This is a genomic window from Pantoea sp. VS1 (assembly GCF_002207995.1).
Classification (GTDB): Bacteria; Pseudomonadota; Gammaproteobacteria; order Enterobacterales; family Enterobacteriaceae; genus Pantoea; species Pantoea dispersa.
Window position 1 is genome coordinate 78,149 of record NZ_NHZE01000013.1, and the last position, 25,785, is coordinate 103,933.

Annotated in this window: 25 protein-coding genes, 1 tRNA gene and 6 pseudogenes; 16 read left to right on the forward strand and 16 right to left on the reverse strand. The window is 56.8% G+C overall.

The window, feature by feature from the left end:
• Positions 1-94: 94 nt before the first annotated feature.
• A complete protein-coding gene (gene cueR, locus CBW22_RS06290) occupies positions 95-511 on the forward strand; it encodes a Cu(I)-responsive transcriptional regulator (RefSeq protein ID WP_088516259.1) in 417 nt (138 codons plus the stop codon).
• Here cueR and CBW22_RS06295 read toward each other — a convergent pair.
• The 5 genes from CBW22_RS06295 to tesA form a co-directional block, all read right to left on the reverse strand.
• Complete coding sequence (locus tag CBW22_RS06295) at positions 487-945, reverse strand: NfeD family protein (protein WP_058769407.1); 459 nt, start codon at positions 943-945, stop codon at positions 487-489. The genes cueR and CBW22_RS06295 overlap by 25 nt on opposite strands.
• Entirely contained in the window at positions 945-1,859 is a 915-nt protein-coding gene (locus CBW22_RS06300) for an SPFH domain-containing protein (RefSeq protein WP_021508640.1), read from the reverse strand. Before CBW22_RS06300 ends, CBW22_RS06295 begins: the two co-directional genes overlap by 1 nt.
• A gap of 64 nt (positions 1,860-1,923) precedes the next feature.
• Entirely contained in the window at positions 1,924-2,778 is an 855-nt protein-coding gene (locus CBW22_RS06305) for a thioredoxin family protein (protein ID WP_021508639.1), read from the reverse strand.
• A gap of 79 nt (positions 2,779-2,857) precedes the next feature.
• The gene (locus CBW22_RS06310) at positions 2,858-3,631 is read right to left on the reverse strand and encodes an SDR family oxidoreductase (protein ID WP_058769408.1); all 774 of its coding nucleotides are present in this window, start codon (positions 3,629-3,631) and stop codon (positions 2,858-2,860) included.
• A 31-nt stretch (positions 3,632-3,662) separates the two neighbouring features.
• Positions 3,663-4,289, reverse strand: a complete 627-nt coding sequence (gene tesA / locus CBW22_RS06315; RefSeq protein ID WP_021508637.1) for a multifunctional acyl-CoA thioesterase I/protease I/lysophospholipase L1 — start codon at positions 4,287-4,289, stop codon at positions 3,663-3,665.
• Between tesA and ybbA the strand changes: the two genes are divergently transcribed.
• A complete protein-coding gene (gene ybbA, locus CBW22_RS06320) occupies positions 4,257-4,943 on the forward strand; it encodes a putative ABC transporter ATP-binding protein YbbA (RefSeq protein ID WP_088516480.1) in 687 nt (228 codons plus the stop codon). The genes tesA and ybbA overlap by 33 nt on opposite strands.
• On the forward strand, positions 4,940-7,357 hold the full coding sequence (gene ybbP / locus CBW22_RS06325; protein WP_088516260.1) for a putative ABC transporter permease subunit YbbP: 2,418 nt from the start codon (positions 4,940-4,942) through the stop codon (positions 7,355-7,357). Before ybbA ends, ybbP begins: the two co-directional genes overlap by 4 nt.
• Before the next feature lie 249 nt (positions 7,358-7,606).
• On the opposite strand, the gene purK is transcribed toward ybbP, so the two are convergent.
• From purK to ppiB, 4 genes are all read right to left on the reverse strand, one after another.
• The gene (gene purK / locus CBW22_RS06330) at positions 7,607-8,671 is read right to left on the reverse strand and encodes a 5-(carboxyamino)imidazole ribonucleotide synthase (protein WP_088516261.1); all 1,065 of its coding nucleotides are present in this window, start codon (positions 8,669-8,671) and stop codon (positions 7,607-7,609) included.
• Positions 8,668-9,177, reverse strand: a complete 510-nt coding sequence (gene purE / locus CBW22_RS06335) for a 5-(carboxyamino)imidazole ribonucleotide mutase (protein ID WP_021508633.1) — start codon at positions 9,175-9,177, stop codon at positions 8,668-8,670. Before purE ends, purK begins: the two co-directional genes overlap by 4 nt.
• 133 nt (positions 9,178-9,310) lie before the next feature.
• Positions 9,311-10,027, reverse strand: coding sequence for a UDP-2,3-diacylglucosamine diphosphatase (locus tag CBW22_RS06340; protein WP_088516262.1), 717 nt, complete (start codon positions 10,025-10,027; stop codon positions 9,311-9,313).
• A complete protein-coding gene (gene ppiB / locus CBW22_RS06345) occupies positions 10,027-10,521 on the reverse strand; it encodes a peptidylprolyl isomerase B (protein ID WP_021508631.1) in 495 nt (164 codons plus the stop codon). Before ppiB ends, CBW22_RS06340 begins: the two co-directional genes overlap by 1 nt.
• Positions 10,522-10,739: 218 nt before the next feature.
• Between ppiB and cysS the strand changes: the two genes are divergently transcribed.
• The gene (gene cysS / locus CBW22_RS06350; RefSeq protein ID WP_021508630.1) at positions 10,740-12,125 is read left to right on the forward strand and encodes a cysteine--tRNA ligase; all 1,386 of its coding nucleotides are present in this window, start codon (positions 10,740-10,742) and stop codon (positions 12,123-12,125) included.
• Between the two features lie 148 nt (positions 12,126-12,273).
• On the opposite strand, the gene ybcJ is transcribed toward cysS, so the two are convergent.
• Positions 12,274-12,486: a ribosome-associated protein YbcJ gene (gene ybcJ, locus CBW22_RS06355; protein ID WP_010618497.1), complete on the reverse strand. Its 213-nt coding sequence runs from the start codon at positions 12,484-12,486 to the stop codon at positions 12,274-12,276.
• Positions 12,486-13,352, reverse strand: a complete 867-nt coding sequence (gene folD, locus CBW22_RS06360; RefSeq protein WP_088516263.1) for a bifunctional methylenetetrahydrofolate dehydrogenase/methenyltetrahydrofolate cyclohydrolase FolD — start codon at positions 13,350-13,352, stop codon at positions 12,486-12,488. The genes ybcJ and folD overlap by 1 nt, the downstream gene beginning before the upstream one ends.
• Before the next feature lie 175 nt (positions 13,353-13,527).
• Here folD and CBW22_RS06365 point away from each other — a divergent pair, with 175 nt between their 5' ends.
• Both CBW22_RS06365 and CBW22_RS06370 read left to right on the forward strand, forming a co-directional pair.
• Entirely contained in the window at positions 13,528-14,031 is a 504-nt protein-coding gene (locus CBW22_RS06365) for a DUF1198 family protein (protein ID WP_088516264.1), read from the forward strand.
• A gap of 95 nt (positions 14,032-14,126) precedes the next feature.
• Positions 14,127-14,203: transfer RNA gene (locus tag CBW22_RS06370), tRNA-Arg, on the forward strand.
• A gap of 15 nt (positions 14,204-14,218) precedes the next feature.
• Here CBW22_RS06370 and CBW22_RS06375 read toward each other — a convergent pair.
• Both CBW22_RS06375 and CBW22_RS26265 read right to left on the reverse strand, forming a co-directional pair.
• A pseudogene (locus tag CBW22_RS06375) lies at positions 14,219-14,500 on the reverse strand (site-specific integrase); the annotation flags it as partial.
• Between the two features lie 192 nt (positions 14,501-14,692).
• Positions 14,693-15,085 (reverse strand): hypothetical protein, encoded by a 393-nt coding sequence (locus CBW22_RS26265; protein WP_176428090.1) that lies wholly within the window; start codon positions 15,083-15,085, stop codon positions 14,693-14,695.
• 50 nt (positions 15,086-15,135) lie between these two features.
• Here CBW22_RS26265 and CBW22_RS25965 point away from each other — a divergent pair, with 50 nt between their 5' ends.
• From CBW22_RS25965 to CBW22_RS26630, 7 genes and pseudogenes are all read left to right on the forward strand, one after another.
• Positions 15,136-15,492: a hypothetical protein gene (locus CBW22_RS25965; protein ID WP_141097294.1), complete on the forward strand. Its 357-nt coding sequence runs from the start codon at positions 15,136-15,138 to the stop codon at positions 15,490-15,492.
• Positions 15,493-15,539: 47 nt separating this feature from the next.
• A pseudogene (locus CBW22_RS26620) lies at positions 15,540-15,653 on the forward strand (hypothetical protein); the annotation flags it as partial.
• 163 nt (positions 15,654-15,816) lie between these two features.
• Positions 15,817-16,047, forward strand: a complete 231-nt coding sequence (locus CBW22_RS26625; protein ID WP_254919477.1) for an Ig-like domain-containing protein — start codon at positions 15,817-15,819, stop codon at positions 16,045-16,047.
• Between the two features lie 51 nt (positions 16,048-16,098).
• Positions 16,099-16,773, forward strand: a pseudogene (locus CBW22_RS06390) (DUF6246 family protein).
• Positions 16,774-17,008: 235 nt separating this feature from the next.
• Positions 17,009-17,524, forward strand: coding sequence for a DUF4760 domain-containing protein (locus CBW22_RS06395; RefSeq protein ID WP_088516265.1), 516 nt, complete (start codon positions 17,009-17,011; stop codon positions 17,522-17,524).
• 126 nt (positions 17,525-17,650) lie between these two features.
• Positions 17,651-17,998, forward strand: coding sequence for a hypothetical protein (locus CBW22_RS06400; RefSeq protein ID WP_088516266.1), 348 nt, complete (start codon positions 17,651-17,653; stop codon positions 17,996-17,998).
• Between the two features lie 209 nt (positions 17,999-18,207).
• Positions 18,208-19,286, forward strand: a pseudogene (locus CBW22_RS26630) (IS3 family transposase).
• A gap of 226 nt (positions 19,287-19,512) precedes the next feature.
• Here CBW22_RS26630 and CBW22_RS06415 read toward each other — a convergent pair.
• Together CBW22_RS06415 and CBW22_RS06420 are read right to left on the reverse strand one after the other, a co-directional pair.
• Positions 19,513-19,881 (reverse strand): hypothetical protein, encoded by a 369-nt coding sequence (locus CBW22_RS06415; RefSeq protein WP_088516268.1) that lies wholly within the window; start codon positions 19,879-19,881, stop codon positions 19,513-19,515.
• 328 nt (positions 19,882-20,209) lie between these two features.
• Positions 20,210-20,449, reverse strand: coding sequence for a hypothetical protein (locus CBW22_RS06420; RefSeq protein WP_088516269.1), 240 nt, complete (start codon positions 20,447-20,449; stop codon positions 20,210-20,212).
• A gap of 26 nt (positions 20,450-20,475) precedes the next feature.
• On the opposite strand from CBW22_RS06420, the pseudogene CBW22_RS06425 reads away from it, so the two are divergent.
• From CBW22_RS06425 to CBW22_RS06435, 3 genes and pseudogenes are all read left to right on the forward strand, one after another.
• Positions 20,476-21,031, forward strand: a pseudogene (locus CBW22_RS06425) (terminase small subunit).
• Positions 21,018-21,680: pseudogene (locus tag CBW22_RS06430) on the forward strand (DNA-packaging protein); the annotation flags it as partial. The pseudogenes CBW22_RS06425 and CBW22_RS06430, both read left to right, overlap by 14 nt.
• Before the next feature lie 170 nt (positions 21,681-21,850).
• On the forward strand, positions 21,851-22,066 hold the full coding sequence (locus CBW22_RS06435) for a hypothetical protein (RefSeq protein WP_021508621.1): 216 nt from the start codon (positions 21,851-21,853) through the stop codon (positions 22,064-22,066).
• 259 nt (positions 22,067-22,325) lie between these two features.
• Here CBW22_RS06435 and CBW22_RS26270 read toward each other — a convergent pair whose 3' ends face one another.
• Positions 22,326-25,559 carry an autotransporter domain-containing protein gene (locus CBW22_RS26270; RefSeq protein ID WP_176428091.1) on the reverse strand — a complete coding sequence of 1,078 codons (3,234 nt, stop codon included), beginning with the start codon at positions 25,557-25,559 and terminating at the stop codon, positions 22,326-22,328.
• Between the last annotated feature and the right edge of the window lie 226 nt (positions 25,560-25,785).

Below are 25,785 nucleotides of genomic sequence, written 5' to 3' on the forward strand. Positions count from 1 at the left end.
ATCAACTCCTCGTTTATCAGGTTTGACTCGCTGCAAGGTTTGCATTAGTTATAAAGCCTAAACCTTCCATTCAGGGGAAGGTCAAGGGGCAGAGATGAACATCAGCGATGTAGCAAAAAAAACCGGGCTGACCAGCAAAGCGATTCGTTTTTACGAACAGAAAGGGGTGGTTACGCCGCCGTTACGCAGTGACAACGGCTATCGTAGTTACGCCGCGCACCATCTGGATGAGCTTAATTTTCTGCGCCAGGCGCGGCAGGTGGGCTTCACACTCGAGGAGTGTCGCGAACTGGTCGCGCTGTTTAATAACCCGGCGCGCCACAGTGCCGATGTCAAAGCGCGTACCCTGCAGAAGGCGGATGAGATCGCGGCGCATATTGAAGAGCTGCACGCGATGCGCGCGCGTCTGCTGGAACTGGCTGCAGCCTGCCCGGGCGATGACGGTGCCGAATGTCCCATCATCAATCACCTGGCGGGCTGCGGTCATCAGGAGGGTGGCAAACGCGGCTGAATCAGCAGCGTGATGCCTGACACGCCGGTCACGATCACCGGCGTGCCCGCCGGCAAATCTTCCTGCGCCTGCACGCGCCAGCTGCTGTCACCAATGCGCACATGACCGACGCCGTCTTTTAGCGCACTGTCTAACGTCAGGTGCTGGCCAATCAGCTGGCTGCCGCGCTGATTAAGTGTATTCGGCTGCTGCGCACTTTCGCGAAAGCGCATCCAGCGATACCAGAAAAACACGCACAGCAGCGTCAGAGTGGCGAACAACATGCCCTGGCTGGTCCATGAGAACGGAAACAGCCACTCAATGATCCCGACCAGCACCGCCGCCACACCGCTCCACAGCAGGTAACCGCTGGTGCCGAGCATCTCCGCAGCCAGCAGTAAACCGCCCAGCGTGAGCCAGAACCAGTGCGGATGCGCAATCAGCTCCATCAGCATCACGGTTTGCGCTCCTGACGGCTCTCTTTCAGCAGCTCGCTGATACCGGCCACCGAGCCGAGCAGGCTGCTGGCGTCGAGCGGCATCATCACCACTTTGCTGTTATTCGCTTCGCCAATTTTTTGCAGGGCATCGGTGTATTTCTGCGCCACGAAATAGTTAATCGCCTGGATATCTCCGGCAGAGATGGCTTCTGACACCATTCGCGTGGCGTTGGCCTCGGCTTCGGCCTGACGCTCGCGCGCTTCCGCCTGCAAAAAGGCGGAGGTACGTTCGCCTTCCGCTTTAAGGATTTGCGACTGCTTATCGCCCTCGGCGCGCAGGATGGCCGCCTGGCGTACGCCTTCGGCGGCGAGGATATCGGCACGTTTGGTACGCTCAGCCTTCATCTGCGCGTTCATGGCCGCTATCAGTTCCTGCGGCGGGCGCACGTCGCGGATTTCAATACGGGTAATTTTTACCCCCCACGGATTGGTCGCTTCATCCACAATGTGCAGCAGGCGGGTATTAATGTTATCGCGCTGCGACAGCATCTCATCCAGCTCCATGCCGCCGAGCACGGTGCGGATATTGGTCATGGTGAGGTTGATGATGGCCAGCTCAAGATTGCTGACTTCATAAGCGGCGCGCGCCGAATCCACCACCTGAATAAAGCACACTGCGTCGATGGTGACGTTGGCGTTATCTTTGGAGATGATCTCCTGCGACGGAATATCGAGGACCTGCTCCATCATATTGATCCGGCGACCAATACGATCCATGAACGGCACGACTAAATTCAGACCGGGCGGCAACGTTTTGGTGTAGCGGCCAAAGCGCTCCACCGTCCACTGGTAGCCCTGTGGCACAATTTTGACACCGGCCCACACGGTAACCAGCGCGAGCACGATGATGACGGGAATCACTGTTAACATATAACCTCCTGGCTGTCAGATTGTCGGGCCGAGTCGCTTCGGCCCGTTTACCGCGCGGTACCGGTCAGTACAGCAGCGAGTAGAGCTGGCGACGATAGCGCGAGGCGAGGGCATCGCCGGTGCCGAGGGCCGCCAGAATCTCCTGGAACATTTTGCGCACTTCGCCGTCACCGGCGCTGAGATCGCGCTTCAGAAAACCTAACAACAGCTCCAGCGCTTCTTCATTGCGGCCCACCTGATGCAGCTGTAACGCAAGTTTAGCAGCCAGACCGGCGTTGTCCGGTTCGCTTGCCATCTGCTCCTGCAGCTGCTGGATCTCCGGCGTGTCGGCGGCCTGTTTCAGCAGGTCGATTTGCGAAATCAGGCTCTGATAGCGCGTATCCTGATCCTGCAACGGCACCACAGCCAGCACCGCTTCGGCTTCTTCGCTGCGGTTCAGGGTGATCAGGACTTCTGCCAGCAGAAAACCAATTTCACTGTTCTGATTGCTCAGCTGCCAGGCGTCTTTCAGCAGCGGTAGCGCATCCAGCGGCTTGCCTTCCTGCATCAGCTGCATCGCCTGCTGCGCCTTTAACTCCTCTTCACGCGGCAGGACTTTCTCCAGCAGCGCGCGAATCGCCTCTTCCGGCTGCGGGCCCTGGAAGCCATCGACCGGCTGGCCGTTCTGGAACAGGTAGACGGTCGGCAGAGAGCGCAGACCAAACTGCGATGCCACCAGCTGCTCTTTATCGCAATCCAGCTTCGCCAGAATAAACTGGCCGGCGTACTCCTGTGCCAGACGCTCCAGCACCGGCGTCAGCTGCTGGCAGTGCTGGCTGCGCTCCGACCAGAAGTAGAACAGTACCGGCAGCTGCATCGATTGCTCCAGCGTCTGCTGCAGGTTGGATTCGTTGATGTCGATAATCAAAGCGTGTGACATGAATACGTCTCTTGGCAGAAAGTGTGTTGAGGATATGGGGGCAAACGCCCCGGCTTCAAGTTCAATTCCGGCTTGCAGTTTAGTTACTGCGTAAAATGCGATCCAGCATCCAGCCCGGCAGCAGTCGTTTGAGCAGACTCATCGCCCAGGCGACCAGCGTCACCGGATAGCGCAGGCGCGGATGTTTACTCTCCAGCGCATGCCGCAGTTTCGGCAGAATCGCCTCCGGTGGCAGGCTAAAGCGCGCGGCGATACCGGGGTTGCGCACGGGCTTGTCGCGTTCGCCCTGCTGCACGTTTTCGGTAAACCGGGTGGTAATCGGGCCCGGCTCAATCAGGCTGACGCGCACGCCGCTGTGGCGCACTTCCATGCGCAGCGCATCGCTCCACGCCTCCAGCGCCCATTTACTGGCGGCATAAGCGCCGCGGCCCGGCGTTGAAATCAGGCCGAGCACCGAGCTGGTGTTGATAATCCGCCCGTCGCCGCTATTTTGCAGCGCCGGCAACAGGCGCAGCGTCAGCTGGTGGGTGCCAAAAAAGTTGGTGGAGAATTGCTGCTCCAGCTGCTGACGCGACACGCTGGTCAGCGGACCGTACTGGCCGAAGCCGCCGTTATTGAACAGCCCGTGCAGGCAGTGATCGGTGAGGGCCAGCACGCGATCGGCGGCGGCATCCACGCTGGCCGGATCGTCAAGATCCAGCTGGATGCCGGTGAAGCCGAGCTCATCCATGCGCGCCACATCGTCAGCGCGGCGACAGGCGGCCAGCACGCGATAGCCGCGCGCCAGCAGATCGTTGGCCGCCACCAGACCGATGCCGCTGGAGCAGCCGGTTATTAATACAGACTTTTGCATATCTTTACCTGTAATTGGGCTCGTCGCGGCGTTAATCATGCTTAACTAGCGGAGCCAGTTGCTCAGCCATCAGGTTGGCGATGAACGGCTGCGCATCCGGATTGGGGTGAATACCGTCCTGCTGCATCCACTCCGGCTTCAGATAAACCTGCTCCATAAAGAACGGTACCAGCGGAATATGATACTGCTGCGCGAGGCGCGGATAGAGCGCGCTGAACGCGTCGGTGTAGCGTCGGCCATAATTAGCCGGCAGACGAATTTGCATCAGCAGCGGCTGGGCGTTAGCGGCTTTGACCTGATCGATAATTTTACTCAGATCCTGCGCGATGTTTTGCGGCGGGAAGCCGCGCAGCCCATCGTTACCGCCCAATTCGATTAACACCCACTGCGGCTGATGCTGTTTTAATAGGCCCGGCAACCGCGCCAGCCCCTGACCGGCGGTATCACCGCTGATGCTGGCGTTAACCACTTTGGGCTGCTGTTGCCAGGTTTTGTCGAGCAGGCTCGGCCAGGCGGCGGTGGCGGACATGCGATAGCCGGCACTCAGGCTATCGCCGAGAATCAGCAGGGTATCGGCGGCGGCGATGCGCGACACCAGCAGCAGCAATAACAACAGGAAGGAATAATGCCAGCGGAAAACATTGTTGCAGTTCATCATCTTACTAAGTCCGTCGGTCAGGGAGAGCATCAGCTGACCATCCTTACCGGAGTTGAGCTGGTTGTCAAACCAGCCGAGACGCTGGCGCTGATCGGCGAGTCGGGATCCGGGAAATCCACCCTGCTGGGGATTCTCGCCGGACTGGATGATGGCAGCAGCGGCGAAGTGCATCTGCTGGGCCAGCCGCTGCACCAGATGAACGAAGAGCAGCGCGCCGCGTTACGTGCGCGTGAGGTTGGCTTTGTGTTTCAGTCCTTTATGCTGGTGCCCACGCTCAACGCGCTGGAGAACGTGCAGCTTCCGGCACTGCTGCGCGGAGACAGCGATCGCGACAGTCGCGCGCAGGCCACTGAATTACTGACGCAGCTCGGACTGAAAGATCGTCTGCACCATCTGCCGGCCCAGCTCTCCGGCGGCGAACAGCAGCGCGTGGCGCTGGCGCGCGCCTTCAGCGGCCGTCCCGGCCTGCTGTTTGCCGATGAGCCGACCGGTAACCTCGATCGCAAAACCGGCGATCGCATCGCCGATCTGCTGTTTTCGCTCAATCGCGATTTCGCTACCACGCTGATTCTGGTGACGCACGATGAGCAGCTGGCGGCACGCTGCGATCGTCGCCTGCGGCTGCGCGACGGCAAGCTGAGGGAGGAAGCATGATCTGGCGCTGGTTCTGGCGCGAGTGGCGTTCCCCCTCGCTGTTGATTGTCTGGCTGGCGCTAACGCTGGCGGTGGCCTGCGTGCTGGCGCTGGGCTCCATCAGCGATCGCATGGAGAAAGGGCTGAGCCAGCAGAGCCGTGACTTTATGGCCGGCGACCGCACGCTGCGCAGCAGTAAACCGGCACCGGATGCGTGGCTGGACAAAGCGCGCGAAGAGGGGCTGGCGGTCAGCCGGCAGCTCAGCTTTATGACCATGACCTTTGCGCAGGAGACACCGCAGCTGGCCGATGTCAAAGCGGTCGATGATGCGTACCCGATGTTCGGCACCCTGCAGACGGATCCGCCCGGCCTGCGTCCGGTGGCCGGAACGGTGCTGGCCGCGCCGCGTCTGCTGGCGCTGCTTAACCTGAAGGTCGGTGACCGCATTGACGTGGGCGATACCACGCTGCGCATTGCCGGCGAAGTGATTCAGGAGCCGGACGGCGGATTCAATCCGTTTCAGACGGCACCGCGTTTGCTGATGAACCTTGCTGACGTGGAGAAAACCGGCGCGATCCAGCCCGGTAGCCGGCTGAGCTGGCGCTATAAGTTTTCCGGCGAGTCGGCACCGCTGGCGCGCTATGATCGCTGGATTCAGCCGCAGTTGCAGGCCGGCGAGCGCTGGATCAGCGTGGAAAATTCCGAGGATGCGCTGGGCCGCTCAATGCAGCGTGCGCAGCAGTTCCTGCTGCTCTCAGCGCTGTTAACCCTGCTGCTGGCGATTGCCGCAGTGGCGGTCGCCATGAGTCATTACTGCCGCAGCCGTTACGATTTGGTGGCAGTGCTGAAAACGCTGGGCGCCACGCGTAAATCGCTGCAGCGGCTGATTATCGGTCAGTGGCTGGCCGTGCTGCTGCTGGCGGCCATCGCCGGCAGTGCGCTGGGGCAGGGCATTGAAGTCGCGCTGCTGCTGATGCTCAAACCGGTGCTGCCCGCCGCTTTACCGGCTGCCAGCGTCTGGCCGTGGCTGTGGGCGATTGGTGCGCTGGTGGTGATCTCGCTGCTGGTCGGGTTGCGTCCATACCGTCTGCTGATGGCCACACAGCCGCTGCGCGTGCTGCGTCGTGATGCGGTAGCCTCGCTGTGGCCGCTGCGTATTTATCTGCCGGTGATGGCGCTGGTGGTGGTAGCGCTCCTTGCGCTGCTGATGGGCGGCAGCAAAATGCTGTGGGCGCTGCTGGCTGGCGTGGTGATGCTGGCACTGCTGCTGGCGCTGCTCGGCTGGGGCACGCTCCTGCTGCTGCGCAGACTGGTGGTGCGTAATCTGGCGCTGCGCCTGGCGATCAACCGTCTGCTGCGTCAGCCCGCCATGACGCTCAGCCAGCTGGCGGCGTTTTCGCTCTCCTTTATGCTGCTGGCGTTATTGCTGGTGATGCGCGGCGATCTGCTCGATCGCTGGCAGCAGCAATTACCGGCGGATGCGCCCAACTATTTTCTGCTCAATCTGACCCAGCAGCAGGTGCCGCAGGTAGACGAGTTCCTGCGGCAGCATCAGGTTAACGCCGGAACCTTCTATCCGATCGTGCGGGCAAGGCTCACTGAGCTGAACGGCAAGCCGGCCGATCCCAACCTGGATAACGCGCTGAATCGCGAGCTTAATCTGACGTGGCAGGCGGAGCGTCCGGATCACAATCCGCTGCTGGCCGGCAGCTGGCCGCCGAAAGCCGGTGAAGTCTCGATGGAGGTCGAGCTGGCCGACCGTCTGGGCGTCAGGCTCGGCGACAGGCTGACATTTAGCGGCGATACGCAGCAGTTCAGCGCGACCATCACCAGTCTGCGCAAGGTCGACTGGGAGAGCCTGCGGCCAAACTTCTTCTTTATCTTCCCGCCGGGCGCGCTCGATCAGCAGCCACAAACCTGGCTGACCAGCTTCCGCATGGTGAACGATCCCGCGCTGCTGGCGCAGCTCAACCGCGCGTTCCCGACGCTGAGCCTGCTGGATGTCGGCAGCATGCTGAAGCAGATTGGACAGGTGCTGGCGCAGGTGAGCCAGGCGCTGGAGATCATGGTGATCCTGGTGACGGTTTGCGGTGTGTTGCTGCTGCTGGCGCAGATCCAGGTTGGCATGCGCCAGCGCCGGCAGGAGCTGGTGGTGTATCGCACGCTCGGTGCCAGCCAGCGCCTGCTGCGCGGTACGCTGTGGTGTGAGTTTGCGCTGCTTGGCGTGGTCGCCGGAATCGCGGCGGCGCTGGGGGCGGAAGCGGCACTGTGGGGACTTCAGCGTAAGATTTTTGATTTCCCGTGGCAGCCAGACTGGACGCTGTGGCTGGCGCTGCCGCTGTGTGGCGCGGCATTGCTGTCGCTGTGCGGCGGCTGGCTGGGTGTCCGCTTACTGAAGGGGAAAGCGCTGTTCAGGCGGTTTGATGCTGCCTGATGCCCTCACCCCAGCCCTCTCCCACGGGAGAGGGAGCCGATCGGGCCCGTATGCGTGATTCTGCACTTCAGAACGTTCAGGTGAGCGTCAAACGGGAAAATCGCAGCGCATGATTCCCTCTCCCACGGGAGAGGGGGCCGATCGAGCCTGTAACTTTAGGATGTTAAGGTGAGCGTCAAACTTAAAGGTCGCACCGTATAATCCCCTCTCCCTGTGGGAGAGGGCAAGGGTGAGGGGAACACCGCGGAACTACAGCTTCGCCACGGCCCACGCGATGCCGCTCGCATAGGCGTCAGGCAGCAGCGGTACCAGCGCATTGAGTGCGGCGGTGAGGCGTGCCGGATCGCTGTCGGTCAGATTCAGGTGCCCGACCTTACGTCCGGCGCGGACTTCTTTGTCGTACCAGTGCAGATGCACCAGCGGCTGCTGCAGCCAGTCGGTATTGAGGTCGGTGCCAATCAGGTTGACCATCACCGACGGCGCAAACATCACCGGCTGCGGCAGCGGCAGACCGAGCACGGCACGCAGGTGCAGTTCAAACTGGCTGATAGAGGCGCCATTCTGCGTCCAGTGGCCGCTGTTGTGCACGCGCGGTGCCAGCTCATTGATCAGCAAGCCCTGCGGCGTGACGAAACACTCCATCGCCATCACGCCCACGTATTTCAGCTCATGCATGATCGCGCTCAGCATCGCTTCCGCCTGCTGCTGTTGTGCGGCATCAGCCTGTGGAAAGGCAACGCTGGTCCGCAGAATACCGTCCTGATGCAGGTTGTGCGTCAGCGGATAAAACACCGTGCGGCCATCGTGCCCGCGCGCGCCCACCAGCGAGACTTCACCGCTGAAGTTAATACCCTGCTCAACGATGCACTCGCCGTAGCACTCATCCGGCAGCGTTGCGGTTTCGTCGGCGCGCAGGCGCCACTGGCCGCGGCCGTCGTAGCCGCCGGTGCGGCGCTTGACGATCGCCAGCTCGCCCAGCGTGCTAAACACCGCCGGCCACTCGCTTTTATCGGCCAGCAACTGCCACGGCGCGGTTGCCAGGTTGAGCTGATCGAGCAGCTGCTTTTGCGTCAGGCGATCGGCGAGGCGCGGAAAAATATCGCGATTGACGAACGCCGGATGGTTAGCCAGCTCGCGCGTCAGCGCGGTTTCCGGCCAGCGCTCGATTTCCGCGGTGATTACGCTTTGCGCGATCGGCAGTGCCGACGGCTCCGCGTCCAGTCCGACCGGATACACGGCGATGCCCAGCGGTTCGCCGGCCTGGCGCAGCATGCGGCCCAGCTGACCGTTGCCGAGTACGCAAACTGGCTTCATGCGTCCTCCCGCGGATCCGGATTATTCAGCACCTCATCGGTCTGGCTCTGACGCCAGGCGGCCAGGCGTGCAGCCAGATCGCGATCGTGAATCGCCAGGATCTGCGCTGCCAGCAGTGCGGCGTTGGCGGCACCGGCTTTACCGATGGCCAGCGTACCGACCGGAATGCCGCGCGGCATCTGTACGATGGAGTAGAGGCTATCCACGCCGCTCAGTGCTGCGCTCTGTACCGGTACGCCCAGCACCGGCAGCAGGGTTTTCGCCGCCAGCATGCCTGGCAGGTGCGCCGCACCACCGGCACCGGCGATGATCACCTGAAAACCGTTGTCGGCTGCGCGCTCTGCGAAGCTGAACAGCTTATCTGGCGTTCGGTGCGCAGAGACCACTTCAACGTGGAACGGGACATCCAGGCTGTTAAGGATTTCCTCGGCGAACTGCATGGTAGCCCAGTCACTTTTGGAACCCATGACGATGGCGATACGGGCCGGGGCGGCGTTGGATGACATGCGGTCAACTCCTGTGAATAATCAAACGAACCTGGCCGGGCGGGCAGGTAAAGAAGGGCACAGAGAATAGCACGAGACAGCGGCAAGGAAAACGGTTGCGTAGGCGGAAAACCGGCATTTCCGCCGCAAACAATCAGAAAGGAAATTCGATCAACTGCACGCCCTGTGCGTCCAGCTGAATCATTGATCCGCGCTCATGCCACGCGCCCAGCACCGCGCGTTGCGCTGGCGTGCCGGCGAGCTCGAACTGATGAATCGCCGGGCGATGGGTGTGGCCGTGAATCAGGATCGGCACCTGCTGGCGCGTCATCGCCGCGGCTACCGCCTGCGGATTGACGTCCATGATGCTCAGTGACTTGTGCTGGTTGGCCTGCTTACTGTCGGCCCGCATCCGCGCAGCAATGCGCATGCGCAGACGCAACGGCAGCGCGAGAAACAGCCGCTGCAGCCAGCGCTGATGCACTTTGGCGCGAAAACGCTGATAACCGTGATCGTCAGTACACAGCGTGTCGCCGTGCATCATCAGCACGCGCTGACCATAGCGCTCCAGCACCTGCTCTTCGGGCAGCAGCGTCATGCCGCTGGCGCGGGCAAACTGTTGACCTAACAGGAAGTCGCGATTGCCGTGAATGAAGAATTTGGGCACCGGCAGGGCACGCAGGGCTTCGGCGATCTGCTGATGCAGCGGATTAGGATCGTCATCGCCAATCCAGGCTTCAAACAGATCGCCAAGGATGTAAAGCGCATCACACTGCTGCGCTTCCCCCTGCAAAAAATGCAGAAAACCGGCAGTGATTGCCGGTTCTTCCTGACACAGATGTAAATCTGCGATAAACAGCGTGCGCGACATTACTCGCTGACGGTCACTTTCTGGATGATCACGTCATCAACCGGCACGTCCTGGTGCATGCCGCTGCGGCCGGTTTTCACTGCTTTGATTTTTTCGACCACGTCCATGCCTTCAACCACTTCAGCAAACACGCAGTAACCCCAGCCCTGCAGGCTTTCGTCACGGAAGTTCAGGAAGTCGTTATCGGCAACGTTGATGAAGAACTGTGCGGTAGCCGAGTGAGGAGCCTGGGTACGCGCCATCGCCAGCGTGCCTTTGGTGTTTTTCAGGCCGTTGTTGGCTTCGTTGCGGATGTCTGCTTTGGTGGCTTTCTGCTTCATGCCCGGCTCGAAACCGCCGCCCTGAATCATGAAACCGTTGATCACGCGGTGAAAAATGGTGTTGTCGTAGAAACCTTCACGGCAGTAGTCCAGGAAGTTCTGTACGGTAGCCGGCGCTTTGTCATCGAAGGTTTTGATTACGATATCGCCATGGTTCGTCTGGAAAGTGACCATTATATTCGTCCTGTGGAGGTTGTCGTCAGTATCAACTGCCGCACCGGCAAGGCGGCGGGGCATTTTTGTAGACGCCTCTTATATCACAATTTCCAATAACGCGTCAGTAAGGCAACGGCAGTTGCGAAGCGAGCGATGCACAAGTCGGAAAAATACGGCACAATAACCGGCTACATCAAGAAGGCGTATCCCGCACACGTAAACAACGGAATCGTTCAATGCTAAAGATCTATAACACCCTGAGTCGCCAGAAAGAGGAATTTAAACCCATTCATGCCGGTGAAATCGGTATGTACGTGTGTGGAATCACGGTTTACGACCTCTGTCATATCGGCCATGGGCGTACCTTTGTGGCATTCGACGTGGTCGCGCGTTACCTGCGTTACGTGGGCTATAAGCTGAAATACGTGCGTAATATCACTGATATCGATGACAAGATCATTAAACGTGCCAACGAAAACGGGGAAAGCATCGAAACGCTGACCAACCGGATGATCGCCGAAATGCACAAAGATTTTGCCGCGCTGGGTATTCTGCCGCCGGATCTCGAGCCGCGCGCCACGCGCCACATCGCGGAGATCATCGAACTGGTCGGCAAGCTGATCGATCGCGGCCATGCCTACGTGGCGGATAACGGCGACGTGATGTTTGATGTGCTGAGCGATAAAGATTACGGCGCGCTGTCGCGTCAGGATCTCGAACAGCTGCAGGCCGGCGCGCGCGTGGAAGTGGCGGAAGTGAAGCGCAACCCGATGGACTTTGTGCTGTGGAAAATGTCCAAGGCTGATGAGCCGGCGTGGAACTCACCGTGGGGCAATGGCCGTCCGGGCTGGCACATTGAGTGCTCGGCGATGAACTGCAAACAGCTTGGCACCCATTTCGACATCCACGGTGGCGGTTCAGACCTGATGTTCCCGCACCATGAGAACGAAGTGGCGCAGTCGACCTGTGCGCACGATGGCCCATACGTGAACTACTGGATGCACTCCGGCATGGTGATGGTTGACCGGGAAAAGATGTCGAAATCGCTCGGCAACTTCTTTACCGTGCGCGATGTGCTGCAGCACTACGATGCGGAAACCGTGCGCTACTTCCTGATGTCCGGCCACTATCGCAGCCAGCTCAACTATGGCGAAGATAACCTGAATCAGGCACGCGCGGCGCTGGAGCGCCTTTACACCGCGCTGCGCCATACCGATGCCAGCGCGACGCCGGCTGGCGGTGAGGCGTTTGAAGCCCGCTTCCGTACCGCCATGGACGATGATTTCAACACGCCGGAAGCTTACTCGGTGTTGTTTGATATGGCGCGTGAAGTCAATCGCCTGAAGGGTGAAGATAAAGCCGCCGCCGATGCGCTGGCCGCGAAACTGCGTCAGCTGGCCGATGTGCTGGGCATTCTGCAGCAGGATCCGGAGCAGTTCCTGCAGAGTGGCGCACAGGTGAATGCCGATGAAGTGGCGGAGATTGAACACTGGGTGAAAACCCGCGCCGATGCGCGCGCCGCGAAAGACTGGGCGCAGGCGGACATCGCACGTGACAAGCTGAACGAGCTGGGCGTTATCGTGGAAGATGGCCCGCAGGGGTCAAGCTGGCGCCGTAAATAACAAAAAGGGCGAACTGCGGTTCGCCCTTTTTTATACGGCTAACTTTAACCCACTGGTTATGGGTAATTAACCTGATGCACTTATCGTAGCGGCGCAATTCATTGCGCAATAAATTGCGCCGCTACAGGTCCGGATTTGCCTGGTAAAATCAGGCCACAACCGTTACGCGCTGACCGGCAAACTCGACCGTCTGACCGGGAAAAATCTTGCAGCGCTTACGCGTCTCAATAGCACCATCAACGCGCACTTCGCCTTCGTCGATCACCGCTTTGGCCTGCGCGCCGCTCTCCACCCAGCCTTCCAGCTTCAGCAGATCGCACAAATCAACGTGCGCATGTTTACCCAGTGAAAAACTCGCCATTATGCCTGCTCCACATCGTGATACTGCTCGCACGCCAGCAGCGTGTTCTCAATCAGCGTGGCGACCGTCATCGGGCCAACGCCACCCGGTACGGGCGTGATGTAAGCCGCGCGCTCAGAGGCTGACGCAAAATCCACATCACCAACCACTTTGCCGCTTTCCAGCCGGTTAATGCCGACATCAATCACAATCGCACCTGGTTTAATCCAGTCGCCCGGGATAAAGCCCGGCTTACCGACTGCCACTACCAGCAGATCGGCATGCTCAACGTGATGGCGCAGATCTTTAGTGAAACGGTGCGTGACGGTGGTGGTGCAGCCGGCCAGCAGCAGCTCCATACTCATCGGGCGACCGACAATGTTCGATGCGCCAACCACCACGGCGTTCATGCCGTAGGTATCGATGTTATAGCGCTCCAGCAGCGTCACGATGCCGCGTGGCGTACACGGACGCAGCTTAGGGGCGCGCTGGCACAAACGACCGACGTTATAAGGATGAAAGCCATCAACGTCTTTATCCGGCGTGATGCGCTCCAGCACTTTGACATTATCGATCCCGGCCGGCAGCGGCAGCTGCACCAGAATGCCATCGATAGCGTCGTCATTGTTCAGCTCATCGATCACCTCCAGCAGTTCAGCTTCGCTGGTGTTGGCGGGCAGGTTATAAGCGCGCGAGACAAAACCGACCTCTTCGCAGGCGCGGCGTTTGTTAGCGACATAGATCTGCGATGCCGGGTTTTCACCGACCAGCACCACGGCCAGGCCAGGGGCGCGTTTACCGGCAGCGAGACGCTGCTGCACTTTTTCGGCAACCTCAAGGCGCACCTGCTGCGCAATCGTTTTACCGTCAATAATTTTTGCTGCCATCAGAGAGGAAATCCATCTGTAGAGAGTTAAATCGGGGATGGCGCCTATTCTGTCAGAAGCGCGTGCGGCTGTCAGTCACAGATTCGTTTACGCGACCGGTTTCCCGATTTTTCGCCGTGGCGCGCGCCATGCTTAGCGCGTATTATGCCCGCCAGGCAATGATGTGGAACACGTGATGATTTGGTTGATGCTCGCCACGCTGGCGATAGTGTTTGTTGTGGGATTTCAGCTGCTGACCGCCGGTTCGCGCCACGCCGCGCAGTCGCTCAGCAAGCGGCTGCAGCTGCCGCCGGTGCATGTTGAATCACTGCTTGCGCAAATGGGCAAAGAGGCGGCAAACGAGTTCACCGATTACATTCGCGGCGACAACGAAGCGCACCTCAATAATGGCGCGGCGGTGCTGCTGATCTGGCAGGTGCTGATTGTTGATGGCAGCGATGAGAACGCACAGCGCTGGCATCACATTCTGACGAAGGCGGGGTTCTCCGCTCTGATTTCACGTCAGCAGGTGTTGCTGGCGCTGGGCTTTCTGCGCCAGCTGGAGCCGGACAGCCAGGAGCTGAATGCATTACGCGAGCAGTATAATGCGCGCTTTACGCCGCAGGGGATTGAACTGGAAGGGGAATCCGCGGAGGTGAGTAATCTGGTCTCGCTGAGCGAGTGGCGTCAGCGTCATTAAGGCGAATTGTTCATTCCCTCGACACTCTGCCGTCCGTTGGCGGCAAAAACGTTGACGCGCCAGCGTGCCGACGTATAATCCGACGCATCTTCTATGCGCCCTTAGCTCAGCTGGATAGAGCACCGGCCTTCTAAGCCGTAGGTCACAGGTTCGAATCCTGTAGGGCGTGCCAAATACTTTCAATGACTTACGCAAGCTTCAACCCTACCTGATTTTCTCCTTGTGTCGTATTTGTGTCGTTACCCCCTAAAAGTGAGTCAATTTTGCGCGCATGTTCGGTCAGGTGATTCGGTGCCAGGTGTGCATACCTGCGAACCATTTCGATGCTTTCCCATCCGCCCATTTCCTGCAATGCAGATAAGGGAACGCCGGACTGGATTAACCAGCTTGCCCACGTATGCCTCAGGTCGTGAAATCTGAAGTCATCAATACCGGCGCGCTGTAGCCCGATCTTCCATGCCTTGTTATCGACAATACCAGTGACCTGCCGCCGCCGACAAAGAAAGACCTCGATAATGTCGAAGCCTCCGAACCAGAAGCGCGCCGAGAGACAGCACGGAACACAGCTATGACAGATAGCGCAGGCAGCGGGTGCCGTAGTCGAGGGTTCTTACGATGGGGCAAACGATAGCGTTACGGACATCATAGACAGGCTGGAGCGCTATGCCGACCTGATAGAGCCATGGTCTGAAGCGTTATCGAAGCGACTCATCGACACGCTGGTTATTTCGGATGACGCCATGTGGCGTGACCGGTCGGAGCGTATATCTGCCGGCCTACGCGACCTTATGGATTCCAGCACCGGCGCGGTAATCCGCAGCATCATCGACGAGCAGGTAAAACTGTTCAAATCGCTCCCCTGCAGGCTGCCGATCACGTTTACGACATTCATTATCAGGCGATTGAAGCGATGGTGTCCGGCAAGCGCTTCAGCGTATGTCGACTGGTCAAAGCCGCCCAAGCTGGATGGCATGACCGGCCATGCTGGCCAGTTTCCTAATTGCGCTGCTTCTACAAGGTTGTAGTGACGGAAGATTGATTGATAAAGTCGCATGCTTTAACGTTGTTAATTAATAGATTTCTTCACAACCAATGGACAACGTGATGCATCCGAAGAGTTATCCTGATAAAGGGCAGATAAATCCGGGCAATTGCTTAGCTTTCGGCATAAGCCTAGACTCAAGGCACAGTAAGGCATGGGAGTTGGCAGAGATGCTTTTATTTGCCGATGAGCTGGCAAAGGCTGGTTTACAACGATACGTTAAATCTGTTTTCTACGATTCAAATGCTGACCTCTGCCAATTTGAGTTTACTGATGAAGTCGAAGAATTCAGCCCCATAGAAGATGAAATCAAAAAAGCTGCTATGAAAACCATTAGCCAGTTTGAATGGCATGGTAGCGTTGCTCATGGTGATACTCTGCAAAATCGGAATTTCCCTGATTTATGGAGTTCACACTGAGAACCCTGCTTAGGCAGGTTTTTTTTATGCCTGCAACAGGTGGTGCAATGCAATATTTCTTCACCACCCGCATCGGCAACACTCGATATGAGATGGCCGATGGCTCTCTGCTATGCAAAGACGTGCCTATCGCGCGGACCGGGTCACGGCATATGGGTTCGTATGGAATATGGCCCGATCACCTTTATCGGCTACATGAACATCACTGCGCTGAGCTCAGATGGTGGCACAAATGACATCATGTCGCTAACTACTGAGTTCAAAGTGGGTGACGCCAGTTCAATTTAGGTTATCGACACTGACGAGACCGTGCCGGCAACCGGTGTGACCGTAACTCCAGCAACGGCAAGTCTTGCTGTGAACGCAACCCGCCAACTGACGGCGCGGTGCAGCCGCGATCGCACCGGGACATGGACGACTTCAGACGCAATGAAGGCAACGGTAAGCAGCACTGGTTTGGTTACTGCCGTGGGCGCAGGCACCGCGACTATCACCTTCACTTCGACTGATGGCGGATACACCGCTACCTGCGCAGTTACAGTTACGGGTTCGTAACCATTAAAAAGGGCGGTTGCGACTGCCCTTTTTAATGATTCTGGAGAAACTATGGCTCCGGCAAAGGAAATAGGCGAATGCCTGATTACAGTAGGCGAGGATGACTATTTCTTCAGGCCATCATTCGAAAACATGATGCGAATCGGCAACCCGCAGGAGATAGTTCAGTCATTCTACGACCTTCACAGTGATGAACAATCATCACTGGTAAGGCGGTCTGTCGCTGCTTTTGGCGGTATTCCGGCTTGGCTGGTGAGCTGTCTGAGCCGCCCGCAGTCCAGTAAGTACGCTGTATACGCGGCTATGAATGTGCTGGCGGCGTGCTGCGATGAAGATATCAGCACCCTGATTGGCGAGTTAAGACCGGGGAATACCGGCAAGTGGCTATTCGTCTACTGGAAAGGCTTGATGCCGGTCAGTGATATGGTGCTGATCGCGCAGTCACTCATCCAGCATGGAATTATCGGTAAGGCGAAGGTAAGGAAATTTCAGCGCCATGAGGCCGGCCAGTCGTCATCTGAATTCAACGCATCCGAGTACATCAACGCAGCGCGTACTCACCTCGGCATGAGCAAGGAAGAGGCTGAGCGACTGACAATGACGGAGTTTCAGATGCTGCTGGCGGCGAAGTTTCCTGAGCAGAAGGGCTTCACATGAGAAGAGTATGATGCCGTTACTGATGACTTCCTTGAAAGGCAGGCGCCAAGAAGAGCTAAAGCTGCATAGCCATGTCTATGGATAACTGTATAGTTAGGGTGTTGACTTTGACCAGGATTTTGTGGTTGCACTAATTTATCAGCGATAATACACTTATGCTGTCTGACGTAACCGTCAATGGCTACTGCAACGACAATTGAGGAGTATCTATATTATGAGAAAATTTGACGAGTTCGAAGGCTTCTAAAAGCCATCATTGTTGCGATAACGGGGCTCTTGGCCCCGTTTTAACAAGGATAGTCCTATGCCGTTAAGTGAGAATTGGCAGTATGCGATTGCAGTTGCTCAGATAATATCATCCGTAGCTGTCTCAATCGGATTAGCTGTAGCAACCGCAACCATCATATACAACATCAAAACCGCAAAAAAGAGTCAAACCTCTGTATTCTTTTCTGAAAGCCGACACGACATCAAGTATCTTGAAGGCCAGCATGCGTTGAGTCAGGTTCATAATTCTGGGAAATCGTTTCGAGCTTACATTTTTCCACAAAGTGGAGATTTAACGGAAGATGAAAAAGCAGACCGGATTAAAATTCAATACTGTCTGAATTTTTACGAAAGATTAGCTGTAAGCATTAAAAATGGAAGCTATCACGAGCAGATGATAAAAGAAGTGTTCTATAGCTCTATAGTCCAGAATTTCGAATATTCGGAGCCATTTATCAAGGCACTGAGGGAAAAGAAAGGCAGAAACAGCTATTATCAAGAGTTTGAATGGTTAGCCAAAAGATGGAATAAAAATCCGCTGAAGGGCTCATAGAAAAGCCATCTCTATCATTTTAATCTTTTATCCTATTGCACCTGGGCATACTCATGTGGGTATTTGCACCACCTTGCACCCACTCCATGCTAAGATTTGCCCACTTTTACTTATGGGAATAGGGATATGAAATTAGCTTTAGCTGTGATGGGATTGCTGGTGTGCTCCGTGGTACATGCTGATACAGAAAGTGCTGCAAAAAACCTAAGCGAGTGCGTAACCCAATATGCAGACAGCCAGGTCGAAACCACCAAATCAGCTGGCATCATTACTGATGAAGCTTTTGATAAATGTAACGCTGAGCTCTCTGAGTACCATGATTCAATAGGCCCTGATAAAGCACAATGGTCTGGTTTAAATGCTCAACAAAAAGAAGCTATTATAAAAATTAGGGATCAGACAACGTCAAAAGTTCGTGAGAGTTTATCCTCACAGATCGTCACCTTCATCACAGAGTCGCGCAAAAACTCTTAAGCTGATTAACTGCGGGTTTGCTGCTTCCTATTGCACCAGATCCGCTTCAGGATTATCCCCATGCTTATTTATGGGGATAGGGGTATGGAGCTTCAGGGTTGACCCTGCCCCGAAATCCTGCTCCATTCAGAAACAGAATTCCGGCATGATATTTACTCCCCTGAGCGGAGGTTGTGCCGATGAAAAAGTCACGATTCACCGAAGAGTAGATTGTCTTTGCCCTGAAGCAGGCTGAGCCGGGTACGTCCGTACCGGAAGTCTGCCGCAGGCTGGACATTTCTGATGCCACGTTCTACACCTTGCGCAAAAAGTACGGCGGGATTCCTCCTCCAGAACTGAAACATATGCGGCAGCCTGAAGAGGAAAACCTTCGCCTGAAGAAGCTGGTTGCCGATCTGAGCCCCGGCAAAGCCATGCTGCAGGACGTTCTGGCAAAAAAGAGCTGACGCTGGCACGCCTGCGCGAGTAGGTCAGGGACTTACAGACCCGCTACGTTGCCAGTGAAAGACAGGTTTGCTTCGCGCTGAAGATCAGCCGCAGTTCGTTCCGGTACCGCTCCGTTGCGGCAGACGACAGCGCGCTGAGACTGTGCATCAGGGAGATAACCGAAACCCGCGTCCACTATGGCTACCGCAGGGTGCACGTTATGCTGAAACGGGAAGGCTGGCGCGATAATCACAAGCGCATTTACCGGCTTTACCGCGAGCAGGGATTATCGCTGCGGCTGAAACGCCCCCGCCGCAATAAATCTGCGCTGAAACGTCAATCCCAGCCGCAGGGGCTGTATCCCGGTCACGTATGGGGGATGGATTTTGTCTCCGATGCGCTGTCTGACGGTCGCCGGCTTCGCCTGCTGACGGTAATCGATCTCTGTACGCGCGAATGTCCGGGGATCTGCGTGGGTCAGAACCTGCGATGTTCAGAAGTGGCAGAGATGCTGGACATCATCACGTTGAGACGCCCGTTACCGCAGCTACTGAAAACAGATAATGGCTCTGAATTTGCGGGAAAAGTGCTGGACAGGTGGGTATACGAACGTGATATCCGGATTGACTTTTCACGGCCAGGCACGCCCACAGATAATGCCACGGTGGGATCATTCAACGGCAGGCTGCGTCAGGAGTGTCTGAACGAAAACGGGTTTATGTGCATGGAGGATGCCCGGTGCAAAATCGGGGCCTGACGCATACACTATAAACAGAGTCGTCCCCATTCTGCACTGGGCTGGATGACCCCGTCCGAATTCGCCGAAAAATCTGCCGGTTGCCAAAATAAGCTACCAACCTGAAGCCGGTTATTCCTGATTAAGCATGGATCATATTCGGGGTCAGGGTCAATCATGCCGGAATTCTGTTTCTAAATGGAGCAGGACTTCGGGGCAGGGTCAAATCGACAAACAGGCTCAAAGTAAGATGCTTAACGCCTGGTCAGTATCAAGAATTGCTGAAGTTAATATGAATCGAGCCGCCTTTGGGCGGTTTTTTATTGCCATCACAAATTGGATTCGGAAATATTCACTCCCATAGGAATGATGTCTTTTCTTGGTTGAACACAATACAGGCGCTATGCCATTCCTTGCCATCAAGCAGCATTTCTACGCACTGCGTAGGATAAAGGTCATCAGCAGGTTGAAACCGTTCATATTCTGAGTCAGCACTAAGCATCACATCGTGATTCACACTGACTATCCAACCATCTGGATTAGTGGGATTAGGTTCCCGGACACACAAAAGCCTAGCCTGAAAAAAATTATCAGGTAGGCCATCGAGCATACAGCTTCTTGCCCATTCAAGAAGTTCTTCTGTTGAATGTTCTGGCTTGGAGTCTTGTTGTTTTTGCTGGTTAGTGATTAGTCGCTTGAATGTGGTGAGAAAAGAAAACATACCGCCTCCTTGGCTTTGCCAAAGTTAACATATTTTTGCCATCACCATGGACTGTCTCATTTTGATGGCAATATATATCCGGAGAATAAAGAGGCTCTCAATGTCCGACACCTACCACATCACAATAACCACCAAATCTGGTGATACGCATGAAGGCCTGATGAACCGCTCACAGCCCGAAGTGGTTAATGGCTTTATCGGCATAGCTCGGGAAGATGGCGCGTGGGTATACCTCGCGCCGGAGACGTGCTTAAGATGGAGTACGCGTCGGTGGAATCCAAAAAACCGAGTAATGGATATAAGTGGCGACCAGCTAGTGCCCTGCTTACTAAGTATTCTCGCTTTCGAACTCAGATATTAATTGCTGAACCTTTTCACTGTAATTAGGCTCGCTAGCAAGAAATTCTTCTACTGATTGAGTGATTGTTTCCTCTTCCCATTTAAAGTGGCTAACAGGGATAGAACGACCAGTTCGAACGGAGTAACTGCCATCATCATGGCGGTCTAAAAATATGAAAGTCTCATTATCATGACCTTTGACTTTGTACGAGATTTGTTTTGAATTCATCCTTCAATCCTTCCTTGTGATAAAAAATGGCACTCACTGACAAACAAGAGATGTTCTGTCGCGAGTACCTCATCGATTTGAACGCCACGCAAGCGGCCATTCGAGCGGGGTACAGCGAAAAGACTGTCCGCACATCAGGTTGCGAAAACCTAACGAAACCTGACATTCAAAACAGAATCGCCGAACTTAAATCCGAGCGCAACGAGAAGGTTAATGTTGACGCTGCTTATGTGTTGAGGCGGCTCATAGAAATCGACGAAATGGACGTGCTCGACATTCTCCTCGCTAACGACGAACTAAAGCCGATCGCTCAGTGGCCCAAAGTTTGGCGCACCTCACTCTCTGGTATGGACGTCACCGAGATGGCTGGCGATGCTGCCGGGTTGCTGAAAAAAAATTAAATGGCATGACAAGGTCAAGAACCTCGAACTGCTTGGCAAGCATGTCACCGTCATGGCGTTTAAAGAGCAGGCAGCACACGAGCACACTGGCAAGAATGGCGGCCCGATTGAGGTTGCCACGCTGACCAAAGACGAATACAAAGCTGCGCGGCGGGAGATGCTTGAGGATGACGACTGCTGAGCAGAAGAACCATGCACGCCGCTTAGAGTGTGAAGAGGATGGGCTGTATTACGCCAGATACTTCTTTAAGCAACGCACCGGCGGCAAGATGATTGTCGCGCCGCACCACAAAGTCATACAGCAGACGCTAGATCGCGTTATCGCTGTCGAGATTAACCGGCTGATTATCAACGTTCCGCCTGGCTACACCAAAACTGAACTGGCAACAATCAACATGATGGGGCGGGGGCTGGCGTTAAACAACCGCGCGCGCTTCATGCATCTTTCATACTCGCACAACCTTGCACTGCTGAACTCATCAACTGCCCGAGGCATGATTAAGTCGAAATCATATCAGAGCATTTGGCCGATGGAGCTACGTGATGACGCTGACAGCAAGGCGATGTGGTGGAACGAATTCGGTGGCGGGGGGTATGCAGCATCAGCTGCTGGTCAGGTTACGGGTTTTCGTGCCGTCCATATGGAGCCTGGCTGGCAGGGTGCACTGATTATTGATGACCCGGTTAAGCCTGACGACGCGTACAGCAAAACGGTGCGCGATGGAGTTAAGAATCGCTTCAACGAAACCATCAAATCACGCCTGGCGATTGAAACCACGCCGATGATCGTGATTATGCAGCGCATCCACTATCATGACCTGAGCGGTTACCGGTGCGTTTTGCGCCCTGACTGACTTTGTCCTGAGCAGACCGTTGCTGCATAAGCGTAACCATAGGTAACAAAGTTCGCCGTTTAACCCCTGTATATCACGCCGTCAGTTCTGCCAGGCTATGCTCAGCATCACCGACATAACACGTATCTTTATGGAGATTTACGGCAATGAAAAAACAGTGGATTGCGGCCCTGGCAGCGGCAGGCCTTCTTTTAGTCGTTAGCGCCCAGGCAGAGGCAAAAGGGTGCCTGAAAGGCGCTGTCGCTGGCGGCGTGGCAGGTCATCTGGTTCATCATGGCGTTGCCGGAGCGGCAGCGGGCTGCGCGGTGGGCCACCACATGGCCGCCAAAAAACAGAAAGAGGCGGAACAAAAGCAACAGTAAACCATGGCAGCCGTATTCAGAGCGGGTGATAATCTTTTGCGACTGGCTGAGAGCGATGTCTGATTTAGCACTTGGCCAGAAATAAGTCTTATAAATATGAAAAGCGTCGCGGAGGACGCTTTTTAGGTTTTGCTGTCAGAGGCTGGGCTTTACATCGACAGTGTATGGAACTGAGTAGCTGCAGCTTCCAACTGGTGTCCTCTGCTTTGTGATGAGCCTTTGCCTCATCAGTAAGTTATCCAGGCCTGCAACTCTCCACTCAGAATCCAATATTCACCCGAATCATGATCATCTGATCGCGGGTGCGCTGTGCATCAAGCCCCAGCGTTCCCTGGTAAGCGATTCCGGGCGTGATATTGTGCGGCAGCAGAAAATCAATTGCGGTGCCTGCCGTTAACGTCTGGCGGCTCGGCTCGGTCAGCGGTACTCGCCACGTGTCGTTGCCCGTATCAGCATAACCCACGCGAGCGATACCATTGTTGCTGAGTGTCTGCGCATACTCCACACGGCCCTGCAAGCGCAGCGCGATTTGACCGCTCGTTACCCGATGTTCACCGCGCAGCCCGGCGCCACCAATGATCTGAGAATCCGTTTGCGGGGCATAAGCCAGACTATATGCGCCTGCGCCGGACTCACTGTAGCCATCAAGCCATGTGCGGTAATACTGCAGGCGGCCATAAGGTGACAACAGGCTATCTGTGGTTCGCAGTTCATAGCCTGAGGTCAGCGAGGCGAAAATCTGCCGTCCGGAGCGGCTGCCGCGAGCTTCACTGGTGGTGCCGGTGATGACGCGTTTGCTATCGAAGTCCATCACGCCATGCCCAAGCAGGCCGTCCACGAAGAACGTCCCTGGATGATAGCTGCCATACAGTGCTGTGCTGAATGCGCGCCCGTTGGTCCGCGTGCCGCTGTCGCCAATGTCGCTGACGTCACGGCCAAAACCAATACCTAATCCTGCCGCGACGGCGGAAGTGAAGCGGTAGTCGGCACCGGTAGACACGCCCACGGTGGTATGACTGAAATGCACGCCGCCGGCTTTATCGCCACCAAAATCAACATAGCCGCCTGTCCAGTAAGACAGGCGCTGTACCTGCCTGTCGGTGGAGAAGGGCAGCGCGGGGAGAGAGGGCTGCGCCGGGCGTTGATCATTGAAGGCTTTCTGCTGCCACGCGGTTGCCCACATTTTCTCGTCAGCATCATGCTCTGCCTGAGCCGATGGCAGCGAAAAGCGGATGCCGTTGATGTCCGAAGGGAGTTCGCCGCCGCTGTGTAACTGTTCCAGCCTGTCGCTGAAGTTTCGTAGCTGCGCGCGAGCGAAACTCTGCGCAGCACGATACTGAGCGCTGACCAGACCAATGACATCTGCATCCTGCGCAGGATTGGGACGGGCGGTAATCGTCAACGTCACGCTGGCCGGCGGCGTTGTGCCGGCAGGGCTGGTCAGCACATAGCGCAGTGCGACGCTGCCACTGGCCTGTGCGGCTGCGGTGAAAAACAGCTGAAACTCACTTCCCGACGCACGTATTTCGGCTTTGCCGAGGCTGCTTTCCGGTTGATCAAGCAACTGCGCGCCGGTAAACGGACCGCCTGTCGCACCGCTGGTCAGGTTCACCATGACCGACTGACCGGCAACAAGCGTGGCGCTGTGGTCAGTAGCCTGAGGCCCGGCAGCCGTCACCGACAGCGTGTAATTAACCCGCAGGGTAGCGCCAACAGCATCGGTAACCTGAACACTGAACTGGCTATTACCGGCTGCCTGTGGCACGCCGCTGAGCTGTCCATCAGCGAATGCCATGCCCGCAGGCAGCGTTCCGCCAGACAGCCAGCGATAGGGCGCGGTTCCTCCCGTCACGCTGAAAGTCTGTGCGTACATTTTTCCTGCTTCAGCCGGTGGCAGCTGACCGCCTGCGGGTTGTAGCTGCAGGACTGACTGCGTAGCTGCCGTGACAGCCAGGGTATAACTGGCTGTGCCGCGGTTACCCAGGCTGTCTGCTGCGGTGATCTGAAAGCGATAGTTCCCGGCTGCCTCAGGCGTGCCGGAGAGTTTGCCTGTCGGGCTGTCCAGGTTGATGCCTGCTGGCAGGTTAAGCGCGCTGAAGGAATAGGGAGCCGTCCCGCCTGCTGCGGTCACTGTTGTTGTCCAGTCGCTGCCGGCGGTTGCAAGCTGCAGCGTTCCGCCGGGTGGCGAAAGCGTCAGGACGGACTGCGACACGCTGATTAAAACCTGCGCGCTGCTGGAGGTTCCGCTACTGTTGCTGGCGGTGTAAGTGAGACTGTCGCTTCCCGAGAATCCTGCAGCAGGTTGGTACGTTATGCTGGTGCCGGATACGGTAATGCTGCCGTGTGAAGGTGGAGTAATGATGGTGATGGACGTCGCGACGCCGCCGGAAAGGCTGAGAGGCAGCGTATTGTTGCTGCTGTTGGCCGCGACCGTGGCTGCACTGTTGCTGGCTGAGGGGGCCGCAGCGTTGATAGTCAGCGTGTAGCTGGCGGAGCCGCTGGCCCCGAGGGCGTCCGTCGCGATGACCTGGAAGTGATAATTTCCTGCTGTTGCGGGCGTTCCGGACAGCGTACCGGCGGATGCGTTCAGCGACAGGCCAGGCGGCAAAGCGGTGCTGCTCCAGGTATACGGAGCCGTGCCGCCTGAGGCGGTGAGCGTCTGCGACCAGGCGTTGCCGACCGTCGCGGCGGACAGCGCACCCGATGCCGGTGACAGCGCCAGCGCCGGAGCGCTGACAGTCAGCGCTACGGTAGCATCCGCAGAGGTTCCCCCCCCATTTGCGGCATGCCAGACAAAGCTGTCGCTGCCGGAATAACCTGCTGCCGGCGTATACATCACGTCAGTACCTGAAACCGTGGCGCTACCGTGCGCCGGAGGCGTTACGAGAGTTACCGACGTCGCCGCCCCACCGCTGAGCGCCAGCGAAATAGTGTTATTGGTGCTGTTGGCCGCAACGGTTGAGCTGCTGTTTGCCGACGCTGGCGGCGCTTCTGCACGGGTCACGCTGATGCTGTACCCGCGGGTGGTGCCATCCTGCGCGCTCACCACCACGGAAATAGTGTTGCTTCCGACGTTCAGCGCGATGGCCTGCGAGGCCGACCCCGAAGCCACTGATGAGCCATTGACTGTCACCGTGGCATGGCTTTCATTCACCACCGGCGTTACCGTCACCGACGAAACATCGAAGTTAACCGATGCGCTGTAATTGCTGGTGGCGGCACTGAAAGAGGGTGAGAGCGCGCCGGCAGACAATGACAGACCTGACAACGTGGCATCGCTGGATGACGATGTTGCACTGGTACAGTTAAATACGAGGTTACTGATCTGTCCATGCGAGGTGGTAACCCGCACGGCCAGCCCGTTGGCCTCCAGACTGCCGGCCGGCACGGTGATTGTCACGGTGTGGGAAGAGGTTGAGGTTGAATTTGCGGCGTTGTAAGTCTGAGCATTACTCAGGTCAAAACGGGCCACGCTCAGACTGTCGGCGTTCATGGGAGTGCCGCCCGCAGCAGAACCGCTGTCGGTAAAGCTCAGCGTCAACGCGTCGCCAGCGGTAAAGTCCGAGGCAGGATACCTGTTGGCACTGTAAGACAGAGAGGTGGAACCTGACAGGGCATTAACGGTAGCACAGCCGTTAGATAACGCTGAGGCTGACGGAGTGATACCCCAAAAAAAAGCAGCCGTTATCAGCCAGGCGTAAATACGCCCGGCGGTTAAA